The organism is Thauera sp. 28, from assembly GCF_000310145.2.
GTDB lineage: Bacteria > Pseudomonadota > Gammaproteobacteria > Burkholderiales > Rhodocyclaceae > Thauera > Thauera mechernichensis.
Window position 1 is genome coordinate 32,799 of the sequence record NZ_AMXA01000008.1, and the last position, 25,426, is coordinate 58,224.

The 25,426-nt window shown below is 64.2% G+C and carries 24 protein-coding genes; 14 read left to right on the forward strand and 10 right to left on the reverse strand.

Annotation, left to right across the window (positions count from 1 at the left end):
- Positions 1–99: 99 nt before the first annotated feature.
- The 6 genes from thrC to C662_RS08150 all read right to left on the reverse strand — a co-directional run bounded on the left by thrC (position 100) and on the right by C662_RS08150 (position 5,797).
- Positions 100–1,554, reverse strand: a complete 1,455-nt coding sequence (thrC, locus tag C662_RS08130; RefSeq protein WP_002927113.1) for a threonine synthase — start codon at positions 1,552–1,554, stop codon at positions 100–102.
- A 268-nt stretch (positions 1,555–1,822) separates the two neighbouring features.
- The gene (locus C662_RS08135) at positions 1,823–2,035 is read right to left on the reverse strand and encodes a dodecin (RefSeq protein WP_002927114.1); all 213 of its coding nucleotides are present in this window, start codon (positions 2,033–2,035) and stop codon (positions 1,823–1,825) included.
- A 10-nt stretch (positions 2,036–2,045) separates the two neighbouring features.
- Positions 2,046–2,198, reverse strand: coding sequence for a hypothetical protein (locus tag C662_RS20440; RefSeq protein ID WP_002927115.1), 153 nt, complete (start codon positions 2,196–2,198; stop codon positions 2,046–2,048).
- Between the two features lie 145 nt (positions 2,199–2,343).
- Positions 2,344–3,012 carry an MOSC domain-containing protein gene (locus tag C662_RS08140; RefSeq protein WP_002927116.1) on the reverse strand — a complete coding sequence of 223 codons (669 nt, stop codon included), beginning with the start codon at positions 3,010–3,012 and terminating at the stop codon, positions 2,344–2,346.
- 105 nt (positions 3,013–3,117) lie between these two features.
- Complete coding sequence (locus tag C662_RS08145) at positions 3,118–4,425, reverse strand: homoserine dehydrogenase (protein WP_002927117.1); 1,308 nt, start codon at positions 4,423–4,425, stop codon at positions 3,118–3,120.
- Between the two features lie 67 nt (positions 4,426–4,492).
- Positions 4,493–5,797: a pyridoxal phosphate-dependent aminotransferase gene (locus tag C662_RS08150; protein WP_002927118.1), complete on the reverse strand. Its 1,305-nt coding sequence runs from the start codon at positions 5,795–5,797 to the stop codon at positions 4,493–4,495.
- A 154-nt stretch (positions 5,798–5,951) separates the two neighbouring features.
- Here C662_RS08150 and C662_RS08155 point away from each other — a divergent pair, with 154 nt between their 5' ends.
- From C662_RS08155 to C662_RS08180, 6 genes are all read left to right on the forward strand, one after another.
- Positions 5,952–6,335, forward strand: coding sequence for an Mth938-like domain-containing protein (locus tag C662_RS08155; protein WP_002927121.1), 384 nt, complete (start codon positions 5,952–5,954; stop codon positions 6,333–6,335).
- Positions 6,336–6,551: 216 nt separating this feature from the next.
- Complete coding sequence (locus C662_RS08160) at positions 6,552–7,007, forward strand: peroxiredoxin (RefSeq protein WP_002927123.1); 456 nt, start codon at positions 6,552–6,554, stop codon at positions 7,005–7,007.
- Between the two features lie 66 nt (positions 7,008–7,073).
- A complete protein-coding gene (locus C662_RS08165) occupies positions 7,074–8,561 on the forward strand; it encodes a PhoH family protein (RefSeq protein ID WP_002927125.1) in 1,488 nt (495 codons plus the stop codon).
- A gap of 110 nt (positions 8,562–8,671) precedes the next feature.
- Positions 8,672–10,570 (forward strand): DUF294 nucleotidyltransferase-like domain-containing protein, encoded by a 1,899-nt coding sequence (locus C662_RS08170; RefSeq protein WP_002927127.1) that lies wholly within the window; start codon positions 8,672–8,674, stop codon positions 10,568–10,570.
- A complete protein-coding gene (locus C662_RS08175; protein ID WP_002927131.1) occupies positions 10,567–11,211 on the forward strand; it encodes a 3'-5' exonuclease in 645 nt (214 codons plus the stop codon). Before C662_RS08170 ends, C662_RS08175 begins: the two co-directional genes overlap by 4 nt.
- Before the next feature lie 227 nt (positions 11,212–11,438).
- The gene (locus C662_RS08180; protein WP_002927133.1) at positions 11,439–11,990 is read left to right on the forward strand and encodes a C40 family peptidase; all 552 of its coding nucleotides are present in this window, start codon (positions 11,439–11,441) and stop codon (positions 11,988–11,990) included.
- A gap of 85 nt (positions 11,991–12,075) precedes the next feature.
- On the opposite strand, the gene C662_RS08185 is transcribed toward C662_RS08180, so the two are convergent.
- Entirely contained in the window at positions 12,076–12,417 is a 342-nt protein-coding gene (locus C662_RS08185) for a DUF2325 domain-containing protein (RefSeq protein WP_002927134.1), read from the reverse strand.
- A 122-nt stretch (positions 12,418–12,539) separates the two neighbouring features.
- Here C662_RS08185 and C662_RS08190 point away from each other — a divergent pair, with 122 nt between their 5' ends.
- The gene (locus C662_RS08190) at positions 12,540–13,550 is read left to right on the forward strand and encodes a Fe(3+) ABC transporter substrate-binding protein (RefSeq protein ID WP_002927143.1); all 1,011 of its coding nucleotides are present in this window, start codon (positions 12,540–12,542) and stop codon (positions 13,548–13,550) included.
- 36 nt (positions 13,551–13,586) lie between these two features.
- Here C662_RS08190 and C662_RS08195 read toward each other — a convergent pair whose 3' ends face one another.
- Entirely contained in the window at positions 13,587–15,704 is a 2,118-nt protein-coding gene (locus C662_RS08195; protein ID WP_002927147.1) for a sensor domain-containing diguanylate cyclase, read from the reverse strand.
- Between the two features lie 149 nt (positions 15,705–15,853).
- A complete protein-coding gene (locus C662_RS08200) occupies positions 15,854–17,506 on the reverse strand; it encodes an ABC transporter permease (RefSeq protein WP_002927148.1) in 1,653 nt (550 codons plus the stop codon).
- Between the two features lie 140 nt (positions 17,507–17,646).
- Here C662_RS08200 and C662_RS08205 point away from each other — a divergent pair, with 140 nt between their 5' ends.
- The 5 genes from C662_RS08205 to C662_RS08225 all read left to right on the forward strand — a co-directional run bounded on the left by C662_RS08205 (position 17,647) and on the right by C662_RS08225 (position 22,460).
- Positions 17,647–18,756: an ABC transporter ATP-binding protein gene (locus C662_RS08205; RefSeq protein ID WP_002927149.1), complete on the forward strand. Its 1,110-nt coding sequence runs from the start codon at positions 17,647–17,649 to the stop codon at positions 18,754–18,756.
- Complete coding sequence (gene aat / locus C662_RS08210) at positions 18,753–19,457, forward strand: leucyl/phenylalanyl-tRNA--protein transferase (protein WP_002927150.1); 705 nt, start codon at positions 18,753–18,755, stop codon at positions 19,455–19,457. Before C662_RS08205 ends, aat begins: the two co-directional genes overlap by 4 nt.
- A gap of 28 nt (positions 19,458–19,485) precedes the next feature.
- Complete coding sequence (locus tag C662_RS08215) at positions 19,486–20,211, forward strand: arginyltransferase (protein ID WP_002927151.1); 726 nt, start codon at positions 19,486–19,488, stop codon at positions 20,209–20,211.
- Positions 20,212–20,286: 75 nt separating this feature from the next.
- Positions 20,287–21,303 carry a quinone-dependent dihydroorotate dehydrogenase gene (locus C662_RS08220; protein WP_037982151.1) on the forward strand — a complete coding sequence of 339 codons (1,017 nt, stop codon included), beginning with the start codon at positions 20,287–20,289 and terminating at the stop codon, positions 21,301–21,303.
- Positions 21,304–21,371: 68 nt separating this feature from the next.
- The gene (locus C662_RS08225; RefSeq protein WP_002927158.1) at positions 21,372–22,460 is read left to right on the forward strand and encodes a BMP family ABC transporter substrate-binding protein; all 1,089 of its coding nucleotides are present in this window, start codon (positions 21,372–21,374) and stop codon (positions 22,458–22,460) included.
- A 39-nt stretch (positions 22,461–22,499) separates the two neighbouring features.
- Here C662_RS08225 and C662_RS08230 read toward each other — a convergent pair whose 3' ends face one another.
- Entirely contained in the window at positions 22,500–23,261 is a 762-nt protein-coding gene (locus tag C662_RS08230) for an N-acetylmuramoyl-L-alanine amidase family protein (protein ID WP_002927164.1), read from the reverse strand.
- Between the two features lie 264 nt (positions 23,262–23,525).
- On the opposite strand from C662_RS08230, the gene C662_RS08235 reads away from it, so the two are divergent.
- Complete coding sequence (locus tag C662_RS08235) at positions 23,526–23,951, forward strand: c-type cytochrome (protein ID WP_002935609.1); 426 nt, start codon at positions 23,526–23,528, stop codon at positions 23,949–23,951.
- A gap of 32 nt (positions 23,952–23,983) precedes the next feature.
- A complete protein-coding gene (locus C662_RS08240; protein WP_002927169.1) occupies positions 23,984–25,363 on the forward strand; it encodes a cbb3-type cytochrome c oxidase subunit I in 1,380 nt (459 codons plus the stop codon).
- Positions 25,364–25,426 lie beyond the last annotated feature (63 nt).

Sequence of the window (25,426 nt, forward strand, 5' to 3'; positions counted from 1 at the left end):
GCTGCCGAAGCGAGAACGCCCGCGGGCCGTCGTGGCCCGCGGGCGTTCTCGCGTTCGGTCTGCACACAGGCGCCATTGCCGGACGCCTGGGCGGCCAAGTCAGCCTCGGACGCGCTCGGTGATGAAGCGCTTGATCGCGTCGACGTCGGGCGCCATCACCTCGACACGCTGCGGCAGCGCCTCGATGCCGGCAAGGTCGGCGGGACGCTCGGGCTCACGGCCGAGGGCCTCGACGATGGTCTCCGAGAACTTCACCGGCAGCGCCGTTTCCAGCACCAGCAGCGGCACACCGGCCGGCACCGCGCCGGCAAGCTCCCAAGCCACCTTCACGCCGTCGGCGGTGTGGGTGTCGATCATCACGCCATACTGCTCAAACACCTTGCGGATGGTCGCCAGGCGGTCGGCATGGCTGCTCGCACCGGAGAGGAAACCAAACTCGGCAATACGCGCGAATTCAGCCGAGGCCGACAGGTCGAAGGCACGGCCAGCATCGACCTCGGCCCACAGGGCGGCGACCTTCTGCGGGTCGCGACCAACCAGGTCGTAGACGAAGCGCTCGAAGTTGGACGCCTTGGAGATGTCCATCGACGGGCTCGAGGTGACATGGGTCTCGGCCGCCTTGCGCGGACGGTAGACGCCGGTGCGGAAGAACTCGTCGAGCACGTCGTTCTCGTTGGTCGCAAGCAGCAGCTTCGCGACCGGGAGCCCCATCTGGCGCGCGATGTGGCCAGCACAGATGTTGCCGAAATTGCCCGAGGGCACGCAGAACGCGACCTCCTGGTCGTTCGACGACGTGGCGGCGAAATAGCCCTTGAAGTAATAAACGACCTGGGCGGCGACGCGCGCCCAGTTGATCGAGTTGACCGCACCGATCTTGTGCCCGGCCTTGAAAGCGTGGTCGTTGGACACTGCCTTCACGATGTCCTGGGCATCGTCGAACATGCCGGTGACGGCGATGTTGAAGATGTTCTCGTCCTGCAGCGAATACATCTGCGCACGCTGGAAGGCACTCATCTTGCCGTGCGGCGACAGCATGAACACGCGCACGCCCTGCTTACCGCGCATCGCGTACTCGGCGGCAGAGCCGGTATCACCCGAGGTCGCGCCAAGGATATTGATGCTCTCGCCGCGCTTGGCCAGCACATACTCGAACAGGTTGCCGAGCAACTGCATCGCCATGTCCTTGAAGGCGAGCGTGGGGCCATTGGAGAGCTCGAGCAGGCCGAGCCGCCCAGGCTCGAGCCAATGCACGGGCGTGATGTCGGCGGCACGATCCCCCGCGCGCGCATGGCAATACACCTCGGCCGTGTAGGTCTTCGCGCAGATCGCGCGCAGGTCGGCTGCAGGGATGTCGGTGATGAACTTCGACAGGATCTCGAAGGCCAGTTCCGCATAAGGCAGCGCACGCCAGGCGTCCAGCTCGGCACGCGTGACACGGGGGTAGGACTCGGGCAGGTAGAGCCCGCCATCGGGCGCCAGGCCCCCGAGCAGGATGTCGCAGAACTCGGGGTTCGTGGGCTGGCCGGCATGGCCACGGGTGGAGATGTACTTCACGACGCAATCCTTGAAGAAGGCACGGCCGGACGGAGATGCCCGGCTGGGCGAGGCGGAAAGGCGTGATTCTAACGAATCCGGGCCGGGCTTCGCAGGTCCGGGGCAGCAGACAGCGGCGCAATCTGCTGAAACGCCAAGTCCGTTGAGGCGTCAGGTGCGCCACTGCCCTCGCAAGCTCACGGCTGACGCCGCTCCCGCAGTGCGATTCCAGGCATGTGCGGACCGACGGTGGGAGCGCCTGATGCGCCCTTCTGGACGGAACCCGGACTCAATCGGTCTCCAGGCGGAAGCCCACCTTCAGCGTGACCTGGAAATGGGCGACCTTGCCGTCGACCACATGGCCGCGGGTCTCGATCACCTCGAACCAGTCGATGTGGCGGATCGTCCTTGCGGCGGTCTCGATCGCGTTTCGGATGGCATCGTCAGTCCCGGCGGTTGACGAGCCGACGAGTTCGACCATCTTGTAGACGTGGTTGGACATGGCTTTCTCCCTAGTGTTCGGGGTCGGTCGATCTCCCGGGCAGCGTAGCCGTTGGCGGCAACTCGGCGGCCTCGAAGCGGCGTACCGCAGCGCGGTATCCCCGCATGCCGAGCACGGCTATGATGATCAGGATGAGTGTGAAGGTGACAAGTTTGAATGCCATCGGGTGGACTCAAGGAATGCTGCCGAAGACCCGGGCTGCAGTCAGCGGGGAGGCGCAAGGACAACTGCAGTGTAGCTCGCAGCACACAGATCTGCCGCGAGGCCTTGGCAAGGCAGTCGACTTCTGCGCCAGGACTTCGCGCTCATCAGCGCGCCGCGCCGTTGCGCTCGAGCCAGTCCGCACGCTCGCGGCAACGCTCGGCCTTGTCCGGAGCAAGCCCGGGCGCAGCAGCGATCCGTCTGAGCACTTGCGGGTCGGGACGGTGGGCAAGCACGGCATCCCAGTAGTCCGCTAGCGTCAACGCGGGGCTGGGCCGCTCCTCGAGCTCAATGGTGTCGCCTGGCGCCAGTTCGCCCGGCGTGAGCACCGCGTAATACCAGCCCGTCACCCCGGCAGCCTCGACGAAGCGCGACGCCCCATCCACCTTGATGCGGCGGTCGATCTTCCAGCACGGCGCGCGCGGTTGCGAAACCTGCACACGCGCACTGCCCATGCGCAGGATGTCGCCGATGCACAGGTCGTGCTCGGTCAGTCCATGGGTACTGACGTTCTCGCCCAGCACGCCGGCGGCCAGCAGATCGGCGGCCTGCGGCCACTCCTGAGCCAGCACGGCATAGTGCTCGGCCGGGTAGTGGTGCAGGGCTTTCCACGGGCCGCCGTGATGGCGCAGGTCGGCTTGCTCATCGCCTTCGAGACCCGTCGCACCCAGGCGCAGCGGACGATCCACTGCCGTCTTGTAGATTCCTGTGGGCTCGCACTCGGGCAATAGCGGCCGCACACGGCCGATGAACAGTTGGTCGATCGTGGTCTTCATGGCTCCATCCCAAACCCATTCCCATACCGAGGTACGAGCTGCCCCACCCCAGATGTCAAAAGGCCGCGCCCCGAGGCACGGCCTTTTCTTCTGCAAGCACCGCGATCAGAGGCTCTCCATGCGCAGCTTGGTCACCTGTCCCTGTACCACCGGCAGCGCCTCGATGCGACCGATGGCTGCATTCGCGTCACGCTCAACGGTCTGATGGGTGAGCATGATGATGTCGGTGTGGCTCTCGCCCTCGGCCGCTTCCTTCTGGATCAGGGCCTCGATCGAGATGTCGCTGTCGGCGAGGATGCGGGTGATGTCGGCGAGCACGCCAGGCTTGTCCGCTACGCGCATGCGCAGGTAGTAGGAGGTGATGACCTCCTCGATCGGCAATACCGGCAGCGCCTGCACCTGATCGGGCTGGAAAGCGAGGTGCGGTACGCGGTGCTCCGGGTCGGCCGTGTGGAGGCGGGTCACATCGACGAGGTCGGCGATGACCGCGGAAGCCGTCGGCTCGGCACCTGCGCCCTTGCCGTAATAGAGCGTCGCACCGACGGCATCTGCCTGTACCAGTACCGCGTTCATCGCGCCTTCGACGTTGGCGATCAGACGCTTGGCCGGGATCAGCGTCGGGTGCACGCGCAGTTCGACGCCGGAGTCACGCTTGCGCGCAATGCCGAGCAGCTTGATGCGGTAGCCCAGCTGTTCGGCGTAGGCGATGTCCACCGCATCGAGCTTGCTGATGCCTTCGACGTAGGCCTTGTCGAACTGCATCGGGATGCCGAAGGCAATCGCGCTCATGATCGTCGCCTTGTGGGCAGCGTCGACGCCTTCGATGTCGAAGGTCGGATCGGCCTCGGCGTAGCCGAGCGCCTGCGCCTCCTTGAGCACTTCGGCAAACGGCAGGCCCTTGTCCCGCATCTCGGACAGAATGAAGTTGGTCGTGCCGTTGATGATGCCGGCCAGCCACTCGATGCGATTGGCGGTAAGGCCCTCACGCAGCGCCTTGATGATCGGGATGCCCCCTGCCACCGCAGCCTCGAAGGCCACCATGACGCCCTTCTTCTGCGCTGCCGAAAAGATCTCGTTGCCATGCACCGCAAGCAGCGCCTTGTTGGCCGTGACCACATGCTTGCCGTTCTCGATGGCCTTCATGACCAGTTCGCGAGCGATGCCATAACCACCGATCAGTTCGACGACGATATCGATTTCCGGATTGGACACGACGGCGAAGGCGTCATCGGTAAGGGCGACCTCGCCCCCGGTCACGCTGCGCGCAAGCTCCAGGTTCTTGTCGGCCACCATGGTGATGCGGATCGGACGTCCGGCGCGGCGGCTGATCTCTTCCGCGTTGCGCTTCAGAACGGTGTAGGTACCGCCACCGACGGTGCCGATGCCGAGGAGGCCAACATTGATCGCTTTCATGCAGTGAGTTCCGTGATTCAGGGTGGGTTGAAATCGGGTGCCGGGGGCAAGGGTCGGGCGTACAGCCTCAGGTACCGTGGCGGCGGCGGTAGTGCTCCAGGAAGCGCGCGACACGGCCGATGGCGTCGCGCAGGTCGTCCTCGTGCGGCAGGAAGACGAGACGGAAGTGGTCGGGGTGGGGCCAGTTGAAGCCCGAGCCCTGGACGAGCAGCACGCGCTCCTCCTCGAGCAACTCGGCGATGAAGGCCTGATCGTCCTCGATCGGGTACACCTTGGGATCGAGCCTCGGGAACATGTACAGGGTGGCCTGCGGCTTGACGCAGCTCACGCCCGGAATCTGGTTGATCAGCTCCCACGCCAGGTCGCGCTGGCGGCGCATGCGCCCGCCCTCGGCGACCAGGTCGTCGATGCTCTGGTAGCCGCCAAGCGCGGTCTGGATGGCGTACTGCCCCGGCACGTTGGCGCACAGACGCATTGAGGCCAGCATGTTGAGACCTTCGATGTAATCCACGGCGCGGCGCTTGTCGCCGCACACCACCATCCAGCCGGCGCGGTAGCCGCAGGAACGGTAGTTCTTCGACAGGCCGTTGAAGATGATGGTCAGCACGTCCTCGGACAATGCAGCCATCGAGGTATGGGTGATACCGTCGTACAGGACCTTGTCGTAGACCTCGTCCGCGTACAGGATGAGGTCGTGCTCGCGGGCGAGCGCGACGATCTGCCGCAAGGTTTCTTCCGGGTACACGGCGCCGGTCGGGTTGTTCGGGTTGATGACCACGATCGCGCGCGTGTTAGGGGTGATCTTCGCGCGCATGTCCTCGATGTCGGGCAACCAGCCCTTGGATTCGTCGCACAGATAGTGCACCGGCTTGCCGCCGGACAGACTCACTGCCGCAGTCCACAGCGGGTAGTCAGGCGCCGGCACCAGCACCTCGTCACCCGCATCGAGCAAGGCGTTCATCGCCATCACGATGAGTTCGGAGACACCGTTGCCAATGTAGATATCCTCGATATCCACGCCCTTGATGCCCTTCTGCTGCGTGTAGTGCATCACCGCCTTGCGCGCCGAGAAGATCCCCTTCGAGTCCGAGTAGCCCGCCGCGTTGGGCAGGTTGCGGATCATGTCCATCTGGATCTCTTCGGGCGAATCGAAGCCGAACGCGGCAAGGTTGCCGATGTTGAGCTTGATGATCTTGTGGCCCTCGTCCTCCATCTGCTTCGCGCGCACGAGCACCGGTCCGCGGATGTCGTAGCAGACTTCGGCAAGCTTGGCAGACTTGCGGATCGGCCGCGCGCCGGCAGCGCCCGCCTCGGCCTTCACGGTCGGTTCGGAGGGGGGCGTCGCAAGCTCGAGGGTCTTCACCGCTTTCATCGTCGTCTGTCCTGGCAAGGAAATGGCGCAGGGCGGCCTGTCCGCCACTGCCAAAAGATTGTTATCTTAGCCCCGCTGCCGCACTGCGGCAATTTCGCCATGCAGGCGGGCGGCAGCCTCCCTGTGCAAACCTCCCGATGAGCCTGACATCAGCATGAAGCTCTACCTCGACAACCTCTCCAGCATCAACGTCATCAGCGGCTACGGCGAAGACCATGTGATGGTCGGCAAGGAACGCCACGAGGGCAACCTACTGCTCTCGGCCAATCGCATCGTCACCGGCTGGGCACCTGAGGCACGCGGCAGTCTGGAAGGCCTGCGTGCCGAGGACCTTGCAGAGGCCACCGGACTCGGGGCCGAAATCCTCATCGTCGGTACGGGCAAGCGCCAGCGCTTTCCGCAGCCGACCTTGCTGAGGCCGCTCATCGAAGCCCGCATCGGGTTCGAGTTCATGGACTTTGCGGCAGCCTGTCGCACCTACAACATCCTGGTTGGCGAAAGCCGCGCCGTCGCACTCGCCCTCATCTACGAGGGCTGATCGAGCCTACCCCGACTTGCGGTCGCACAACCGTGCCCCGACACAGCCCGCGATTGCAGCCACCGCCGCCCATCGGCTACCCTGAGGCCGGCCGCAGAGGCCACGAAATGAGGCCACGAAATGCCGACCGCAGCAGGCGCTTGCACGCACACTGCGGCGAGTCGCGCATTCCTGGATCGTTGGGCCACCCCATCCACCACGACAGCAGGAGAAGGCATGAGCGAACGCCCCGCACCGGATTTCACGCTATCGGCAACCGGCAACCAGAGCATCACCCTGTCCGCGTTGCGCGGACGCAAGGTGGTGATCTACTTCTATCCCAAGGACAACACGCCGGGCTGCACCAACGAAACGCGTGATTTCGCCACCCTGCATGCCGCGTTCGCCGAGGCCTCCTGCGAGATCTTCGGCATCAGTCGCGACAGCCTGAAGAGCCACGAGAACTTCAAGGCCAAGCTGGCCCTGCCCTTCGAGCTGATCTCGGACCCCGACGAAGCAGCCTGCGAAGCATTTGGCGTGATGAAGCTCAAGAACATGTACGGCAAGCAGGTGCGCGGTATCGAACGCAGCACCTTCCTGATCGACAGCGCAGGCAACATCGCCCGCGAGTGGCGCGGGGTAAAGGTGGCGGGCCACGCCGAAGAGGTGCTTGCCGCAGCGCGTGGGCTCTGACCCCACCCTGCGCACGCGACGCAATCACACCCGAAGCCAACGCCTCCCTACCTCAGGCCCGACAAGATGCCCGCCACCCGCAAAGACTCGACCAATGACCAGCCCGCCGGCGCAGCCACCATCAAGCCCGCCGCCGCCCGACGCGCTACCCGCCGCAGCGCGCCCAAGGGCGTGAGCCGCAAGCTGTTCGTTCTCGATACCAACGTGCTGATGCACGATCCCACCAGCCTGTTCCGCTTCGAGGAGCACGACCTCTACGTGCCGATCATGACGCTGGAGGAACTCGACAACAACAAGAAGGGCACAACCGAACTCGCACGCAACACCCGCCAGGCCAGCCGTCTGCTCGACGAGATCGTCAGTGCGGCGCCGAACGGAATCGACGCTGGCATCGCCCTCGATCAAGCCTCGCGGGGGATGGCCACCGGTCGGCTTTACCTGCAGACCGAAGCCATCGATGTCCGCCTGCCTGCGGCCCTGCCCACCGCGCGCGGCGACAACCAGATTCTCGCAGTGGTGATGTACCTCGCGGACAAGCACCCTGGGCGCGGAGTCATCCTGGTGTCCAAAGACATCAACATGCGCATCAAGGCGCGTGCACTCGGCCTGGCAGCGCAGGACTACTTCAACGACAAGGTGCTCGAGGACAGCGACCTGCTGTACACCGGCATACGCGAGCTGCCCGCCGATTTCTGGGATACGCACGGCAAGGGCATGGAGTCGTGGAAGGAAGAAGGACAGACCTACTACCGCATCAGCGGCCCGCTCGCTCCGGACATGCTGATCAACGAGTTCGTCTACCAGGATGGCGACAGCCCCCTGCAGGCCTGGGTACGCGAGAAGCGCGGCCGTAGCGTCGTACTCGAGACCCTGATCGACTACGGCCACCAGAAGAACAACGTTTGGGGCATCACCGCGCGCAATCGCGAGCAGAACTTCGCCCTCAACCTGCTGATGAACCCCGACATCGACTTCGTGACACTGCTTGGCCAGGCAGGTACGGGCAAGACCTTGCTCACGCTCGCTGCGGGACTCACCCAGGTGCTGGAGAGCAAGCGCTACAGCGAAATCATCATGACGCGGGTGACCGTGCCCGTCGGCGAGGACATCGGCTTCCTGCCCGGCACGGAGGAAGAAAAGATGGCACCCTGGATGGGCGCTCTCGAGGACAACCTCGAAGTACTCAACGGCACGGCAGGTGAAGGCGGCGACTGGGGCCGTGCCGCCACCCGCGACCTGATCCGCAGCCGCATCAAGATCAAGAGCCTGAACTTCATGCGTGGGCGGACCTTCCTCAACAAGTACCTCATCATCGACGAGGCGCAGAACCTCACGCCCAAGCAGATGAAGACCCTCATCACCCGCGCCGGCCCCGGCACCAAGGTGATCTGCATGGGCAACATCGCGCAAATCGATACGCCCTACCTCACGGAAGGTTCTTCGGGCCTGACCTTCGTCGTCGACCGCTTCAAGGGCTGGGAGCACTCGGGGCATATCACCCTTCAGCGCGGCGAGCGTTCGCGCCTGGCCGACCACGCGGCAGAGGTGCTCTGAGCGCGCGCAAGAACGCAAGAGCCTGTTCATAAACGGGCTTTTGCGTGCAATAAGGCGGTCTGGCGGGCGCGGCCGTATAATCGCGCCACTTCACCGACGACAAGCCCGTCATGACCGCAACCGCCGCCGCCCTCCTGCAGGGGGCCAGCACCGATTTCCTGCGCAATCACTCGCCCTTCAATCGCATGGAGCCCGAGGCGCTCTCCTTCCTGGCAGAGCGTGCAGTCCTCGGCTTTCATCCTCGCGGCAGCGAGATCCTGACCCCAGAAATGGGGGTGCCCGCGCATTTCTACATCGTGCAGCGGGGCAAGGTCCAGGCCCGCCAGACAGGCGCGGCCGTCGTCACGGAGTATGCCAGCCTGGCAATCGGCCCTGGCGAGTGCTTCCCGATCGGCGCCATTTCAGCGCGCAGGCCATCGACCAATGCCTACGTCGCGAGCGAAGACAGCTTCTGCTTCCGGATCGCGGCGGACGACTTCCTGCAGCTCATGCAGATGAGCCCGGCCTTCCACCTCTTTTGCACCCAGTACATCGCGAGCCTGCTCAACCAATCGCGCCAGCAGCTGCAGACCACGTTCACCCAGCGCGCAGCCGAACAACAGACGATGACCACCTCGCTGGGCAAGCTCATCAAGCAGGCCCCCTTCGCGGTGAGCGCCGAGAGCACGACGCGTGAAGCCCTCGAGCGCATGAACGAGCTCCAGCTCGGCTGCGTTGTCGTGGTCGACAGCGAGCGCCATCCGGTCGGCGTGCTGACCCAGAGCGACCTGCTTCCTCGCGTCATCCTCGCCGCTTTCGATCTCGATCGCCCGATCGGCGAAGTCATGACAGCCAACCCGCACCAGCTCGGAGCCAGCGCCTCGGCCTACGATGCCGCGCTCGAGATGGCAACCCATGGGGTGCGTCACCTGCTCGTCGTGGATGCCGAGGGGCGTCTCGAAGGTGTGGTGTCCGAGCGCGATCTGTTCTCCCTGCAACGCATCAGCCTGCGCCAGATCCGCGCCGGCATCGAGAGCGCCGCCGATATCGAGGCGCTGCAGCGTGCAAGCAAGGACATCCGCCAGCTGGCGCTGAACCTCATTGCACAGGGCATCGGTGCCGAGCAGCTCACCCAGTTCATTTCCGCACTGAACGACGCCCTCACCCGCAGAATCATCGAACTGGCGCTGGCACAACACGACCTCGCAGGCATCGACTTCAGCTGGGTCGCCTTTGGTTCCGAAGGCCGCCACGAGCAGACACTATCCACCGACCAGGACAACGGCATCATCTGGCGCGCACCCGAGATGGCCAATGGCGGACAGGTCAAGAAGCGTCTGCTCGCCTTTGCAGGCGTGGTGAACAGCCATCTTGCCGCCTGCGGTTTTCCGCTCTGCAAGGGCAACATCATGGCAAGCAATCCGGAGCTGTGCCTTACGCTCGAGGAGTGGAAAGCGCGCTTCGGGTCCTGGATCCGCGAACCCGACCCCCAGGCCCTGCTCAACGCCTCGATCTTCTTCGACTTCCGCGTCTTGTATGGCAGCGAGCGCCCGGCAAGCCAGCTGCGCACCTGGCTGAACAAGACCGTCAAGGGCAACTCCACCTTCCTGCGCATGATGGCGGTCAATGCCCTGCAAGTCATGCCCCCGCTCGGCCGAATCCGCGACTTCGTGCTTGAGGACGACGGCAGTATCGATCTCAAGAAATCCGGCGCCCGCCTTTTCGTCGACGTCGCTCGCATCCTTGCCCTGCGCACCGGGGTCGATTCGAGCAGCACGGTTCAGCGCCTGCGCCAGGCCGCGGCGCGGATGGGGGTACCGGCCGAGGAGGTGTCCGCCATCATCGACGGCTTCAACTTCATACAGTTGCTGCGCCTGCGCTCGCAGCACCTCGAGACCGAACACGACGCGCCAGGCGACAACCGGGTGAATCCCGACTCTCTCAACGAGCTCGATCGCCGCATTCTCAAGGAAGCCTTCCGCCAGGCGAGAAAACTCCAGCTGCGCCTGAAACTGGATTACCAACTATGACTGGCTGGCTCTCCCGGCTCATACCCTCGCGCAGCGGCCCACAGCCTCTGAGCGCGCGCGCCGCCGCCACCATGGAACAGTGGCAGTCCCTGCCCGACGTCGATCTTGCGCGCGCGCATTACGAGACGCGCTACACCGTGGTCAACACCGAGGCCACGGGGCTGGACCTGGAACGTGACCGGTTGCTCGCTGTGGGGGGCATCGCCGTAGACTGCGGCCTCATCCACCTCGACGCGGCCTGCTATGAGAAGCTCGATCCTGTTCCGGCGGAGGCCCTGAGCGCCCTGCTCGGCCTCGCCGGCAAAGGGCCCCTGATCGTATTCAACGCGCCCTTCAACCGCGGCATGATCGAGCAAGCCCTGTTGCAGCACCTGGGCCTGAGTCATGCCTTTACCTGGATCGATCTCTACCTTTTGATGCCGGCGCTGTTTCCAGAGCGCTTCGAACGCCCCGTCCGCCTCGCCGAATGGATGGCGAGCTTCGGTATCGAGACCTTCCAGCGCCATCACGCGCTGGGCGACGCCTGGGCGATAGCGCAGCTATTCCTCGCTGCGGAAGCACGCGCCCTGTCGATGGGCCTGAGCACCGCACCCGCGCTCGTTGAACAAGAGCGCGCATACCAGCAGCGTCTCAAGATCTGAGCCTGCCCAGGGGCCGCTCAACTGCGGCGACAGCACGCAACTCGCGAGCCCGCCAGGTACGACAGGACCACAACGCAGCCCGCAACGCCGGTCGGGGCTCCATCGGCATCCCGCCGGTCTCGGGTGCTGCATCGAACAGCTTGCTGTGACACGTCTCGACCTCTCCGGTTCCTCGACCTAGGGTATACCTATTTACAAGCGCCATTCGCATGCGTATATTCCGCCGAATGTTTTTGCGCCGACTCACTCTCACTCTTGTCGCGGCCCTTGCGCTTGCGCCCTTGGCCGCCCACACGGCCGAGCGGCCTGTCGCAACCGCCACCCAAGCGCAACGGTCGGCGCTGGAAGAATATGCGAGCACTGCCGAACAGCTCGTCGATGAAGCGTTGTCTTACCTGGGCATCCGCTATCGCCGTGGTGGCACTTCACCAGAAACGGGACTGGACTGCAGCGGGCTCGTACTCAACGTGTTCCGGAATGCGATCGGACTCGACCTGCCCCGCACGGCACGCGAAATGGCCAATCTGGGTGACAAGGTCAGCCGCCAGGAATTGAAGCCCGGCGATCTGGTGTTCTTCAATACCATGCGCCGCACCTTCTCCCACGTGGGCATCTACCTCGGCGACGGCAAGTTCGTCCATGCGCCTTCGACAGGCGGCAAGGTGAGGGTCGAGAGCATCGCCACTCGCTATTGGGCGCAACGCTTCAACGGTGCCCGCCGCCTGGTGGACGACGACGCCACCACCGACTTCATGCCTTCGCTCTCGGCGATGCGCTGATACCCCTCCTGCTACACACAACGTTCGATGCCCCGCTCCGATGCGGGGCATCGAACGTTTACGGCCCGGGTGATGCCAGCTGCGCTCAGTGCGTCTTGCGACATGCCCCCTTTGCGTGCGCCGGACACTGCTGACAGCGCTCATCGAACCGCTTGCCCAGGGCTTGCTGCAGGGCGCAGGTCGATCGCCGGCAGCACACGAACATCACGCCCTCCCGCGTTGCCGCCTCACGGAAGCGCTGCATCACGTTATGACCGAGGAAATCAGTGAAGAGGATCACCATGCCGATCCCGCTCGGCAGAGACGCCGATCGCCTTTGATGGCTGGTATCGCGACCACTGACATGGCTCGCGATGCGAATACCGTAGCGGTCGAGTACATCAGGTATGTTTCCGAGACGATCGGCACCCACCAGCAGTGCATCCATGACATTTCCTTGTTGCGAATGATTCGCAACAATAGTGCACGCAATGAGACCAATTTGCAACTGCGAATCTTTATCGTTATTATCCGCTCACCCATAACAACCCTCAGGGGCCCTCGAGCATCATGAAGAAAGTCGTCCTCGCCTCCCTTCTTTCCGCCCTCGGCCTGGCTGCAACGGCTCACGCGGCCGAACTCAACATCTACTCGGCCCGCCACTACCAGACGGACGAGCAGCTGTATGGCAACTTCACCAAGCAGACCGGCATCAAGATCAACCGCATCGAGGCCAAGGAAGACGAACTGCTCGAGCGCATCCGCACCGAAGGCGCCAACAGCCCGGCAGACATCTTCATCACCGTCGACGCTTCTCGCCTTGGCAAGGCCGATGAGATGGGCATCTTCGCGCCGGTGAAGTCGGCCGAGATCGAGGCTCGCGTCCCGGCCCACCTGCGTGCCGACAACTGGGTGTCCTACTCCACTCGCGCGCGCATCATCGTGTTCAACCCGACGATGGTGAAGGAAGAGCAGGTCAAGACCTACGAGCAGCTCGCCGACCCCGCCCTCAAGGGCCAGGTGTGCACGCGTTCGGGCAGCCACCCCTACAACCTGTCGCTCGGCGCGGCCATGATCAAGCACAACGGCGCCGAAGCGACCGAGAACTGGGCCAAGGGCATCGTCGCCAATTTCGCTCGCGCTCCGAAGGGTGGCGATACCGATCAGATCCGCGCGGTAGCGGCGGGCGAATGCGGCGTCGCCATTGCCAACAGCTACTACCTCGCGCGTCTGATGAACTCGACGAAGCCCGAAGACCAGGCCGCGGTTGCCAACATCAAGGCCGTATGGCCCAACCAGGACAGCTGGGGTACGCACATCAACGTGTCGGGCGCCGGCATGCTCAAGAACGCGCCCAACAAGGAAGCAGCGGTCAAGTTCCTGGAATACCTGGCCTCCGACGAAGCCCAGGCCTACTTTGCCAACGGCAACAACGAGTGGCCGGTGGTGACGACGTTCAAGATCGACAATGCCGCGCTCAACACGCTCGGCGAGTTCAAGGCCGACACCTTGCCGATCGGCGAGCTGGCTGCAACCGTTGCCGAAGCACAGCGCATCTTCGACCGCGCTGGCTACCGCTGAGCCCGATGGCCCGTCGCCGCATGCGACGGGAGCCCATCAACCCGGGCTGACCGACACGGCCCCGCCTTCGAAAGACGGCGGGGCCGTGTCACGTTCACGCGCCAGGACGGCGCGATTGCGCCCACCATGCTTTGCTGCATAGAGCGCCTCATCGGCACGCGAATACGCCTCGTCATGGGCCTGGTCAGCCTCATGCAGCATCGCCACCCCCACACTGACCGTGAATGACAGCGGCTGGCCGTCGACCATTGCCGGGCTCGCGGCTACCACGCGGCAAAGCCGCTCCGCCACCCGCATCGCGCCGAGCGCATCAATGCAGGGCAGCAGGACGGCAAACTCCTCCCCCCCCATGCGCGCGAACACATCGGCCTCGCGCAGCTGCACGTCGACCACGTTAACGAAGTGCCGCAGGACGATATCGCCCGCTGCATGGCCGTGAGTGTCGTTGACCCGCTTGAAGTGGTCGAGGTCGAGCAGAAGCAGCGCGGCCTGCGATTGGCCACGACGGACGCGACCAAGCTCTCCGCGCATCATCTCGGTGAAGTGGCGCCGATTCCACAACCCCGTCAGCGGGTCGCTCGTCGCCAACTGCAGCAAGCTCTCCTCCATCGTCTTGCGCTGCGATATGTCCTGATGGATCCCGACCACGCGCGCTGCTGCACCTTGCTCGTCACGATCGAGCACGCGCCCGGCAGCCATCACCCACACCCAGTGGCCGTCTTGATGGCGGATGCGATACTCCACCCGGTAGCTCTCGGTCGCACCTCCAAGGTGGGGCTCGAGCGCAGCACGGATGTCACCCCAGTCTTCGGGATGTACGCGCTCCTCCCAGGCCGACACGTGCGCCGGGAGCTCGTCCGCACGGAAACCGATCATCTCGCACCAGGTGGGGCTGAACACGCAGCGCCCGCTGCGCAGGTCCCAGTCCCATACGCCCAGCCCGGCGCTCTCCACGGCAAGCATCACACGCTGCTCGCGCTCGGCGATCTGCTCTCGCATCTTGCGGCGCTCGGTGAAATCGCGACTGATGCGGATCTCGCCAAGGGTGACGCCATTCTCGTCACGATAAGGCGTGCGCAGGGTGTCAAGCAGGCGAAGTCCGCCATCGACCGTCTCCAGCCATTCCTCGTGATGCTCGGGGGTACTGACCACACCTCCGTCAGCCCCCGCTCCGTCGAGATTGCCCGCAGCACGCATGGCCGTCTCCTCGCGCAGGCCGACGAGATCGCACTCGCGCACGCCATAAGCCTTTGCGTACGCCTTGTTGCAGCCCAGGTAGCGCCCCTGCGGATCCTTGAAGGCAATCAGGTCCGGCACCGAATCGATCAAGGCACGCAGCAGCGCCTGCTCACGCCTGAGCGCCTGCTGAGGTTCACGCACGCCGGACACGAACACGGCGCGGTAGATCATGGCGTAGGCTGCGAACTTGTAGAGATGCCCAGCCACATTGAAGAGGTCGCTCACATCGACGTACAGGGTGAAATACAGCTCAGCGAGCGCGAGTACCCAGGCAGCGGCGGCCAGCCATCGAGCAGAGGCATCCCGATCGCGCAGCGCCCGTTGCCAAAGCATCAGGGCGGCCAGCACATAGAGCGCCGCAAGAACGTACTCGGCGCCGACCTTGAAGGGGGTGACCCCTTCACCGGGGATGAAGCTGACCGGGAGCCAGTCCTGATGCCACAGCACGACCCACATCGTCAGCAGCGCAATGCCGAGCGCGGCAGCCGTCACCCCGTCCGCACATGCAGGTGGCCAGCGCCGTTCGGGCAGCAGTGCAAACACAAGCAAGCCAACCACCAACAGCAGGCGCGCTGCAAGCCAGAACTGTATGGCCTTGTCGGCCCCGCTTGGGGTAACGAACACAGGCATGCCTGCGTATGACAAGGTGTGGGCAAAGTCGATCAGACCGACGCCCAGGAACACTGCCCCCAGCCAGACCAGACGTCCGCCCCGCGTGGTGTGGCGCAGATTCCAGCCGAGCGCGAACACCATGGCCGCCACCGCGATCGAGAAGAACTCGAGCGCCGTATGCAATGCGAGATAGTGCTCCGGGTCCGAGAACAGCCTGCCTGGCGGCATGAAGCCGCTGAGGATGAACACGACACCGAGCACGATCGACCAACTGACGGGTTTGCTGACGGACTTGATCGACACGGGACGCTCGTATGCGAGAACTGAGTGCGGTTTAGCTACCCGGATTATCTCCCACCGTGCCCATGGCATGGGACCACGTAAGACCCACTTTCCACCGCCATTTCCGCACTCACGGCTTCCAGCACCGCAACCGCTGCGCAAGCGCGCTGCTAACGCCGTCGGGCGGCCAGGATCTGCCTCGAGATCACGATCATCGGCAACAAGCCCACCGCAACGATGATCAGCGCCGCAGTCGAAGCTTCCGCAAGCCGTTCGTCTGCGGCCAGCGTATGCGCCTGAGTTGCCAGCGTATCGAAGTTGAAGGGGCGTATCACCAGTGTGGCGGGCAGCTCCTTCATCACGTCGACGAAGACCAGCAGGCCGGCCGTGAGCAGGCTGCCCCTGAGCATCGGCACATGCACGCGGGCCAGCGTCGCCCACTTGCCATAGCCCAGACTGCGCGACGCGTCGTCCATGCTCGGCGTGATCTTGCCCAGACTCGAATCGACCGTCTGCAAGGCAACCGCCAGGAAACGCGCAAGGTAGGCATACACAAGCGCGGCGATGCCGCCGGTGAGGATGAGTCCGGGGTTGCTGCCCGAGACCACCGTCCACACCTGCGCCAGCCAGTTGTCGAGGCGAGTCAGCGGGATCAGCACCCCCACCGCGATCACCGAGCCTGGCACCGCATAGCCCATGCCGACGACACGGTTGAGCGCCTGCGGCAGACGCGATCGCGCCAGCCGCGCGGCATAGGCCAGCAATACGGCAAGCAGCACCGCAATGACGGCTGTGACCGAGGCAAGCACGAAGCTGTTGCGCGCGAGCTGAACGAAGCGCGGTCCGAACTGGGCATCACCCTCCGCGAACGCCATCTGCAGCAGCAGCCCTGCGGGCAGCAGGAAGCCGAGCAGCAGGGGCATGAAGCACGCGAATGCGGCAAGCAGCCCGGGCAGCAAGGCGAGGCGATGCCGCACCGGCAGCTTGCTCTGACGCGAAGTGTTGTTGAAACGCGCCCGGCCGCGTGAGATGCGCTCGAGCGTGAGGACGAGGATCACGAAGGCAAGCAGGGCCGCCGACAGTTGCGCAGCGGCAATGCGGTCACCAAGCGAGAACCAGGCCCGATAGATCCCGGTGGTGAAGGTCTGTACGCCGAAATAGGAGACCGTGCCGAAGTCGGCCAGCGTCTCCATCAAGGCCAGCGCCGTACCGGCGACAACCGCCGGACGCGCCAGCGGCAGAGACACGCGAAAGAAAGAGCCCCAGGGGCCGAGCCCGAGCGAGCGCCCGGCCTCGAGCATGCCCCCGGCACGCTCCAGAAAAGCCGCGCGTGCAATCATGTATACGTAGGGATAGAGCACGAACATGAACATCGCAACTGCACCACCCACCGTGCGCACGTCCGGAAACCAGTAGTCTCCACGCCGCCAGCCGAAGGTCTCGCGCAGGAAGCTCTGCACCGGGCCGACGAACTGCAGGAAATCGGTGTACACGTACGCCATCACATACGCAGGCATCGCCAAGGGCAGCACCAGCGCCCACTCGAAGAAGCGGCGCCCCGGGAAGTCCAGCATCGTGGTGAGCCACGCCGTGGTCACGCCGATCGAAGCCACGCCCAAGCCGACGCCGACACAGAGAATGACCGTATTGACAACGAACTCGCCCAGTACGGTGTCGGCCAGGTGCCCCCAGGTATCGCTGGTACCGCCGATGAAGACGTTGGAGAACACCGACAGCACGGGCGCCGCGATGAGCGTCGCAATCAGCACCGCACTCAGGGTCAGTGTCGACCACTCCAGGCGCGCGGCGCCCTGCCCTCCCATTCCGTTCATTCCGTATCCATTGTTGTGGGGCGCCGAGGATCGAGCACGCCCGCTTGTCGGGGCGAATTATAATTGATCGCATTTGGAACGCCCCGGTGCAATAATCGCCCGTACAAAAAATCTCGGCAGCCGTAAAAGCCATGTCACATCTGCAACTCGACGACATTGATCTCGCCTTCGGCAAGCACTCGGTCGTGCGCAAGCTGTCGCTTCGCCTTGAAAAAGGCAGTATCGGCTGCCTGCTGGGCCCCTCCGGCTGCGGCAAGACCACGGTCCTGCGCTGCATTGCAGGGTTCGAACGCCTGGCCGGCGGTCAGATCCTGCTCGACGGCAACATCGTCAGCACGCCCGAGCACAGCCTTGCCCCCGAGCGCAGGCGCATCGGCATGGTGTTCCAGGACTACGCCCTCTTCCCCCACCTGTCGGTCGCTGACAACATCGCCTTCGGACTGCGCGGCGAGAACGCTGCGAGCCGTCGTGAGCGCGTTACGGAACTGCTCGGACTGGTCGGTCTGGCCGAGCACGGCACCAAGTATCCACACGAGATTTCGGGCGGACAGCAGCAACGTGTAGCGCTCGCGCGTGCACTCGCACCACGCCCGAGCCTGCTGCTGCTCGATGAGCCGTTCTCGAACCTGGACGTCGAACTGCGCGAGCGCCTGTCCTACGAAGTCCGCGACATCATCAAGGCCACCAACACCACGGCCATCCTGGTCACGCATGACCAGCACGAAGCCTTCGCTGTTGCCGACGAGATCGGCATCATGCACGAAGGACGCATCCAGCAGTGGGACACGCCTTACAACCTTTATCACAAGCCGGTTAACCGTTTCGTCGCGGACTTCATCGGCCAAGGCGTATTCCTGCGTGGCCGCGTTCTGAATGACCGCCAGGTGCGCGTCGAACTCGGCATCCTCAACAGCGCGCTGCCGCTTGTTTGCGGAGAGGACTGCGGTGGCTGCGCACACGGCAGCGACGTCGACGTGCTGCTGCGCCCGGACGACATCGTCCATGACGACGACAGTCCGCTCAAGGCCGAAGTCGTGCACAAGGCCTTCCGAGGCGCCGACATCCTGTACACCCTGCGCCTCGGCAGTGGCGCACGCGTGCTTTCATTGGTGCAGAGCCATCACAACCATGCCATTGGCGAACACATCGGCATACGCCTCGGCGTCGATCACGTGGTGACCTTTCAGGACGAAAGCACGGGCTTGAACATGGTCGCCCACCCACTCGCCTTGACGGCATGATCCCCTGGCTGGACGCGCCCACCTTTCCACCGCTCGAGCGCGCCCTCGCTGAACCGAATGGCTTGCTCGCCGCCGGCGGCGCCCTTTCACCCGAGTGGCTCCTGGCGGCATACCGCCGGGGCGTATTCCCGTGGTTCAGCGCAGGAGAACCCATCCTGTGGTGGAGTCCGGACCCCCGGCTCGTCCTTATCCCCGAGCGCGTGCACATCAGCCACTCGCTGCGCAAGGTGCTGCGCAGGCGCCGTTTCGAGGTCAGGCTGGACACCGCCTTCGCCGCCGTGATGCAGGCCTGTGCCGCACCCCGTGCGAACGCCTCCGGGACCTGGATCACCGCCGAGATGCAGGGCGCCTACCTGCACATGCATGAACTGGGTTACGCGCACAGTGTCGAATGCTGGCGAGACGGAAGGCTGGTGGGCGGGCTTTACGGAATTGCACTTGGAAGGGTGTTTTACGGCGAGTCGATGTTTGCACACGAGACAGATGCGTCCAAGGTGGCGCTCGCGCATCTTTGCCGGCTGCTCGGCTTACGTGCTTATGGCATGATCGACTGCCAGATGACGACACCGCACCTACTTTCGATGGGGGCTTGCGAACTGCCACGAAAGGTCTTCTCCGCTGCTCTCGAACGCTGGACCGCCGAGGGCCCCTCACCCCAACGCTGGGCGGCAGACGCCGCTTCCGACTTCGACTGGACCTGAACCGAACGCTCACTCGGCAGATCACGCGATGCAGCAGGACTACCCCTACGCCCTGATCCAGTTCTACGCCACGGCGCCCTACGCCTGCTCCTACCTGAGCGATCGTAGCGCGCGTTCACAGGTAGCAACGCCCGGTCATCTGATCGACCCTCAGGTCTATAGCGAACTCGTGCGTCGTGGCTTTCGCCGCAGCGGCGTATTCACCTACCGCCCCTACTGCGACCATTGTCGCGCCTGCGTTCCTGTTCGCATTGTCGCCTCGGGCTTCCACCCCAGCCGCAGCCAACGCCGCGCCTGGAAGCAGCATGCCGGCCTGCGCGCAAGCGAGCATGCGCTAGAGTTCCGCGAAGAGCACTACCTGCTCTATCAGCGCTATCAGGCCGCTCGGCATTGCGGCGGCGGCATGGACCTGGACAATCGCGAGCAGTACAGCCACTTCCTGCTGCAAAGCCATGTCGACACCCGGCTCGTGGAATTCCGCGACGGCGACACCCTGCGCATGGTGAGCATCATCGACCGACTGGCAGACGGGCTGTCCAGCGTCTACACCTTCTACGAGCCTGACCTGCCACGTGGCGCTCTGGGCACCTACGGCATCCTTTGGCAGATCGAGGCCTGCCGCCGGCTCGATCTCGCCCATGTCTATCTCGGCTACTGGATCGCGCAAAGCCCGAAGATGGCCTACAAGTCCCGCTTTGCCGCGCTCGAGATCCTTCAGGAAGGCGAGTGGCGCCCCTTCAGGGCGGACGTCTGAGACGAATACGCTGAGGTGGCGACCCGGCGCGCGGTGCACCTCGCCGCGACCCGCACGAATCGCTACAATCGTGCGATGCTCTACGATCTCGCTCGCCCGCTGCTGTTTTCGCTCGACGCCGAAAACGCCCACGAATTCGCTCTCCACGCCCTGCACTACGCCGGCAAGCTGCTGCCGGCCGGAACACCCGAACCGGCAACACCGGTCGAGGTCATGGGCTTGAGCTTTCCGAACCGAATCGGTCTCGCTGCAGGTCTCGACAAGAACGGCGAGGCCATCGACGGCTTGGCACGCATGGGATTCGGCTTCATCGAGATCGGCACCGTCACACCGCGTGCGCAACCCGGCAATCCGCGCCCGCGCATGTTTCGCCTGCCCGAGGCCCGCGCCATCATCAACCGCATGGGTTTCAACAACCATGGCGTCGATGCGCTGCTGGCGCACGTGCGGTCGGCACGCTACCAGGGCATCCTGGGCATCAATATCGGCAAGAACTTCGACACGCCAATCGAACAAGCCGTCGACGATTACCTTGCATGCCTGCAGAAGGTGTACGCGCTGGCGAGCTACGTCACCGTGAACATCTCCTCACCGAACACGAAGAATCTGCGCCAACTGCAAGGCGAGTCCGAACTCGATGAGTTGCTCGGGCGCCTCAAGCAGGCCCAGACACGGCTCGCCGACAGCCATGGCCGCTACGTGCCGCTGACACTCAAGATCGCGCCCGATCTCGATGACGCCCAGGTGACGAACATCGCCGATGCGCTTCGACGTCACCGTATCGACGGCGTGATTGCCACCAATACGACGATCGCGCGTGACAAGGTCGAAGGCATGCGTCACGGCAACGAACAGGGCGGACTATCCGGCGCACCGGTCTTCGAGGCCTCCACTGCCGTAGTGCGCAAGCTCGCTGCAACGCTGGGCGGCGAGTTGCCCATCATTGCCGCCGGCGGCGTCCTCGACGGCGCCGGCGCACGCGCCAAGCTCGACGCTGGGGCAAGCCTCGTCCAGCTCTACAGCGGCCTCATCTACCGCGGGCCAGGACTGGTCCGCGAATGCGTTCGGGCCACCGACACAAACATGGCCTGATCACTGCAAGCGGCCACCTCGCGGCAACACTCCGCACCATCGCATACCACCCAACAAGGAGATTTCCGATGCGCCATCGTCGTCAGTTCATCCTGTCCGCTGCCGCGCTCGCGGTCGCCGCATCTCTTCCGCTCAGCGCTGCCGCCGAGGCGCCCGCCAAGATCGGCTTCGTCTATGTGAGCCCGATCGGCGATGCCGGCTGGACATACCAGCACGACGAGGGACGCAAGGAAATGGAGGCAGCCCTTGGCAACAAGATCGAGACACGCTACGTCGAGAGCGTGGCGGAAGGTGCCGACGCCGAACGCGTGATACGCGAGTTTGCAGCGAGCGGCAGCAAGATCGTGTTCGCCACCAGCTTCGGCTACATGAACTATGTCGAGCGCGTGGCGCGCCAGTTCCCCAATGTCACTTTCCTGCATGCCACGGGCTACAAGTCAGCGAAGAACTTCGCACCGTACAACGCCCGCTTCTACGAGGGCCGCTACCTCAATGGCGTGATCGCCGGCAAGATGACCAAGTCCAAGGTGCTGGGCTACGTCGGCGCCTTCCCCATTCCCGAGGTACTGCAGGGTATCAACGCCTTCACGATGGGCGCGCGCAGCGTCAACCCGGACATCGAAGTCCGCGTCATCTGGGCCAACAGCTGGTACGACCCGGGCAAGGAACGCGAAGCCGCGATGACACTGATCTCCCAGGGTGCGGACGTGGTTACCCATCACACCGACTCGACCGCCACCGTGCAGGCCGCGGAAGAACGCGGCGTATACGCCTTCGGTTACCACTCGGACATGTCCAAGTACGGCCCCAAGGCACAACTCACCGCCACCACCCATCACTGGGGCGAGTTCTACACGCGCACCGTGAACGACGTGCTTGCCGGCACCTGGAAGCCGGAGAGCGTCTGGGGCGGCATCAAGGACGGCATGATCAAACTCGCCCCAATGAACCCCGCAGTGCCGGAGGACGTGCAGGCCATGGTCCGCGACCTGGAAGGGCGCATCCGCGACGGCAGCTTCCACCCCTTCACCGGCCCAGTGGTCGACCAGGCGGGAACGGAACGCCTCGCCGCTGGCGCAGTAATGGACGATGCCACGCTCGGGCGCATGGACTATTTCGTCCAGGGCGTCTCGTCGCGCCTGCCCAGCTCGCGCTGATCGCCAAGGCGGCCCTGGACAGCCCTGGGCCGCCGGCACTCAAGGCGACCGTCGATCCGCCGTCGCCTCATCGTCAGCCGGCACACCGTGGCCCAGGCACGCCGCCAACGCGGTCGCAATACCGTCAGCCATGCGTGCCTGACGCTGCGGATCCCGCAGCAGCAACTCCTCATCCCGGTTCTTCAGCACGCCGGCCTCGAACAGCACGGCCGGCATGCGCGCGTGGCGCAACACGGCCAGCCCATCGAAATAGTGCACGGCATGCTCGAAGTCCACGTACTCACGCCGGCGGCCATTCTTGTGCGTAGGCTCGAAGCCCATGCGCTGCAGGCGCGCACCCATCACCCGCGCGCACAATATGCTCATCGCGGTGTCCGGATTGTCGCGTGACACGAACAGCGAGTGGCCTGCAAAGTCGTCGTTGTAGTCGAGGGCCCTGCCCGCCCATTGCCAGGGCCTCAGTTCGAATGCATTGACCGAGTCGTGGTGGATGGACACCAGCAAACGCGCCCCCTCGGCGGCACGAGGGCGTGCCTGCAGACTCTCGATACGGCCGTCGGCGTTGATCAGCCTGGCCTCCATGCCCCGTGCGGAAAGGGCATCGACGAGCGCACGCGCCAGGTCGAGATTGAATTCGAACTCGCTTCGCCCGCGCGCACTGATGGCCCCTGGCGCCACCAGCGTGTGCCCGACATCCACCGCAATCCAGCCCTCACCGCTTGCCGCAGCAGGTAAGGCCAGCACGGCCGCAGCGCCCACCGCCAACAGGCCGCGGCGCACATCTGCCAAATCTCGCCACATCGTATCGACACTCCAGTGTTGCCTGACATCCGCAGGTCATGCCCCGTGAATGCCAGGACCTCGTTCCCGCACCGCCGCAAGGCACGCTGCGGGCCGCGCCGACGCGCCTTCCGGGCAATCTTGATTCAAATCATGGAGGCCCGGGGACGCCGATCCGACAATTCGGCCACCATCGGTTCATCCCTGTTCCGGTGCAACCCCTGAACCACCCAGCCAACCTGACACCAATCCAGACAAAACGAGACTAGCGATGAGGAGTACTCCATGAGCGGTATCTTCACAAAATCCATGGCGCGGAACATCTTCTACGGGGGAACGGTGTTCTTCTTCCTCCTGTTCCTGGCGCTCACCTTCGACACCGAACGCGAACTGCCGAATCGCGACAACCGGCAAAACCTCACCCCCGAAGTCGCCGCCGGCAAGCACATCTGGGAAACGCGCAACTGTCTGGGCTGCCACACCCTGCTGGGTGAAGGCGCCTACTTCGCACCGGAACTCGGCAACGTCTATACCCGCCGCGGACCGGAGTTCATCAAGGCGTGGATGATGTCCCAGCCCACGGGCGCCCCGGGTCGTCGCCAGATGCCGAACTTCCACCTCACCGATGAAGAGCTCGACCAGCTCGTGGCGTTCTTCAAGTACACAGCTGGCATCAACACTGCCAACTGGCCGCCCAACATCGAAGGTTGACCGGAAACCTGGAGACCACAAGGGGATCACACATGCAATACAAATCACAAGCGGTCGCCATGCCCTACTTCATAGCGGCGATCGGGCTATTCGTGGGGCAAATCATCTTCGGCCTGATCCTGGGCATGCAGTATGTCGTCGGCGACTTCCTGTTCCCGGAAATCCCGTTCAACGTCGCCCGGATGGTGCACACCAACCTGCTGATCGTGTGGCTGCTGTTTGGCTTCATGGGCGCAGCCTACTACCTCATCCCTGAGGAAACCGAGACCGAACTGTACAGCCCGAAGCTGGCGCTGATCCTGTTCTGGGTCTTCCTCGTCGCCGGTGCGGCCACCATCCTCGGCTACCTGCTGGTGGATTACGCCACGCTCGCGTCGATGACCGGCAACGACCTCCTCGCCACCATGGGCCGCGAGTTCCTCGAGCAGCCCCTGCTGACGAAGATCGGCATCGTTGTCGTCGCGCTGGCGTTCCTGTTCAACATCACCATGACCGTGCTCAAGGGCCGCAAGACCGTCATCAGCATCGTGCTGCTGCTCGGCCTGTGGGGCCTGGCGATCTTCTTCCTGTTCGCCTTCTACAACCCGGTCAACCTCGTCCGCGACAAGTTCTACTGGTGGTGGGTTGTGCACCTTTGGGTGGAAGGCGTGTGGGAACTGATCATGGCTGCCATGCTCGCCTTCGTGCTGATCAAGGTGACCGGCGTCGACCGCGAAGTGATCGAGAAGTGGCTGTACGTGATCATCACCCTGGCGCTTTGCACCGGCATCATCGGCACCGGCCACCACTACTTCTGGATCGGTACGCCGGAGTACTGGCAGTGGTGGGGCTCGATCTTCTCCGCACTGGAGCCGATCCCGTTCTTCGCCATGACCGTGTTCGCCTTCAACATGGTGAACCGCCGCCGCCGCGAGCACCCGAACAAGGCTGCCGTGCTGTGGGCACTGGGCACCGGCGTGATGGCCTTCCTCGGCGCCGGCGTGTGGGGCTTCCTGCACACTCTGGCTCCGGTGAACTACTTCACCCACGGCTCGCAGATCACCGCTGCACACGGTCACATGGCCTTCTACGGTGCGTACGTGATGGTCGTCATCACCATCATCAGCTACGCGATGCCGATCCTGCGCGGCCGTGCCGCCAACAGCGAGAAGGCTCAGGTCGTAGAGATGTGGTCGTTCTGGCTGATGACGATCGCCATGGTCTTCATCACCCTGTTCCTGACCGCCGCCGGCATCCTGCAGGTCTGGCTGCAGCGCATCTCCGATACGCCCATGTCCTTCATGGCGACCCAGGACCAGCTCATGCTGTTCTACTGGATGCGTGAATGGGCAGGTGTGATGTTCTTCATCGGTCTGCTGACCTATCTCGCCAGCTTCTTCATCAAGGGCGAAGCGAAGACAGCGAAGGCCTGATGAGCAAGGGTGTCTCTCTGTAGTACCTCCTGGGCGATCCAGGGGAAGGGGTTGGGGCGGCGA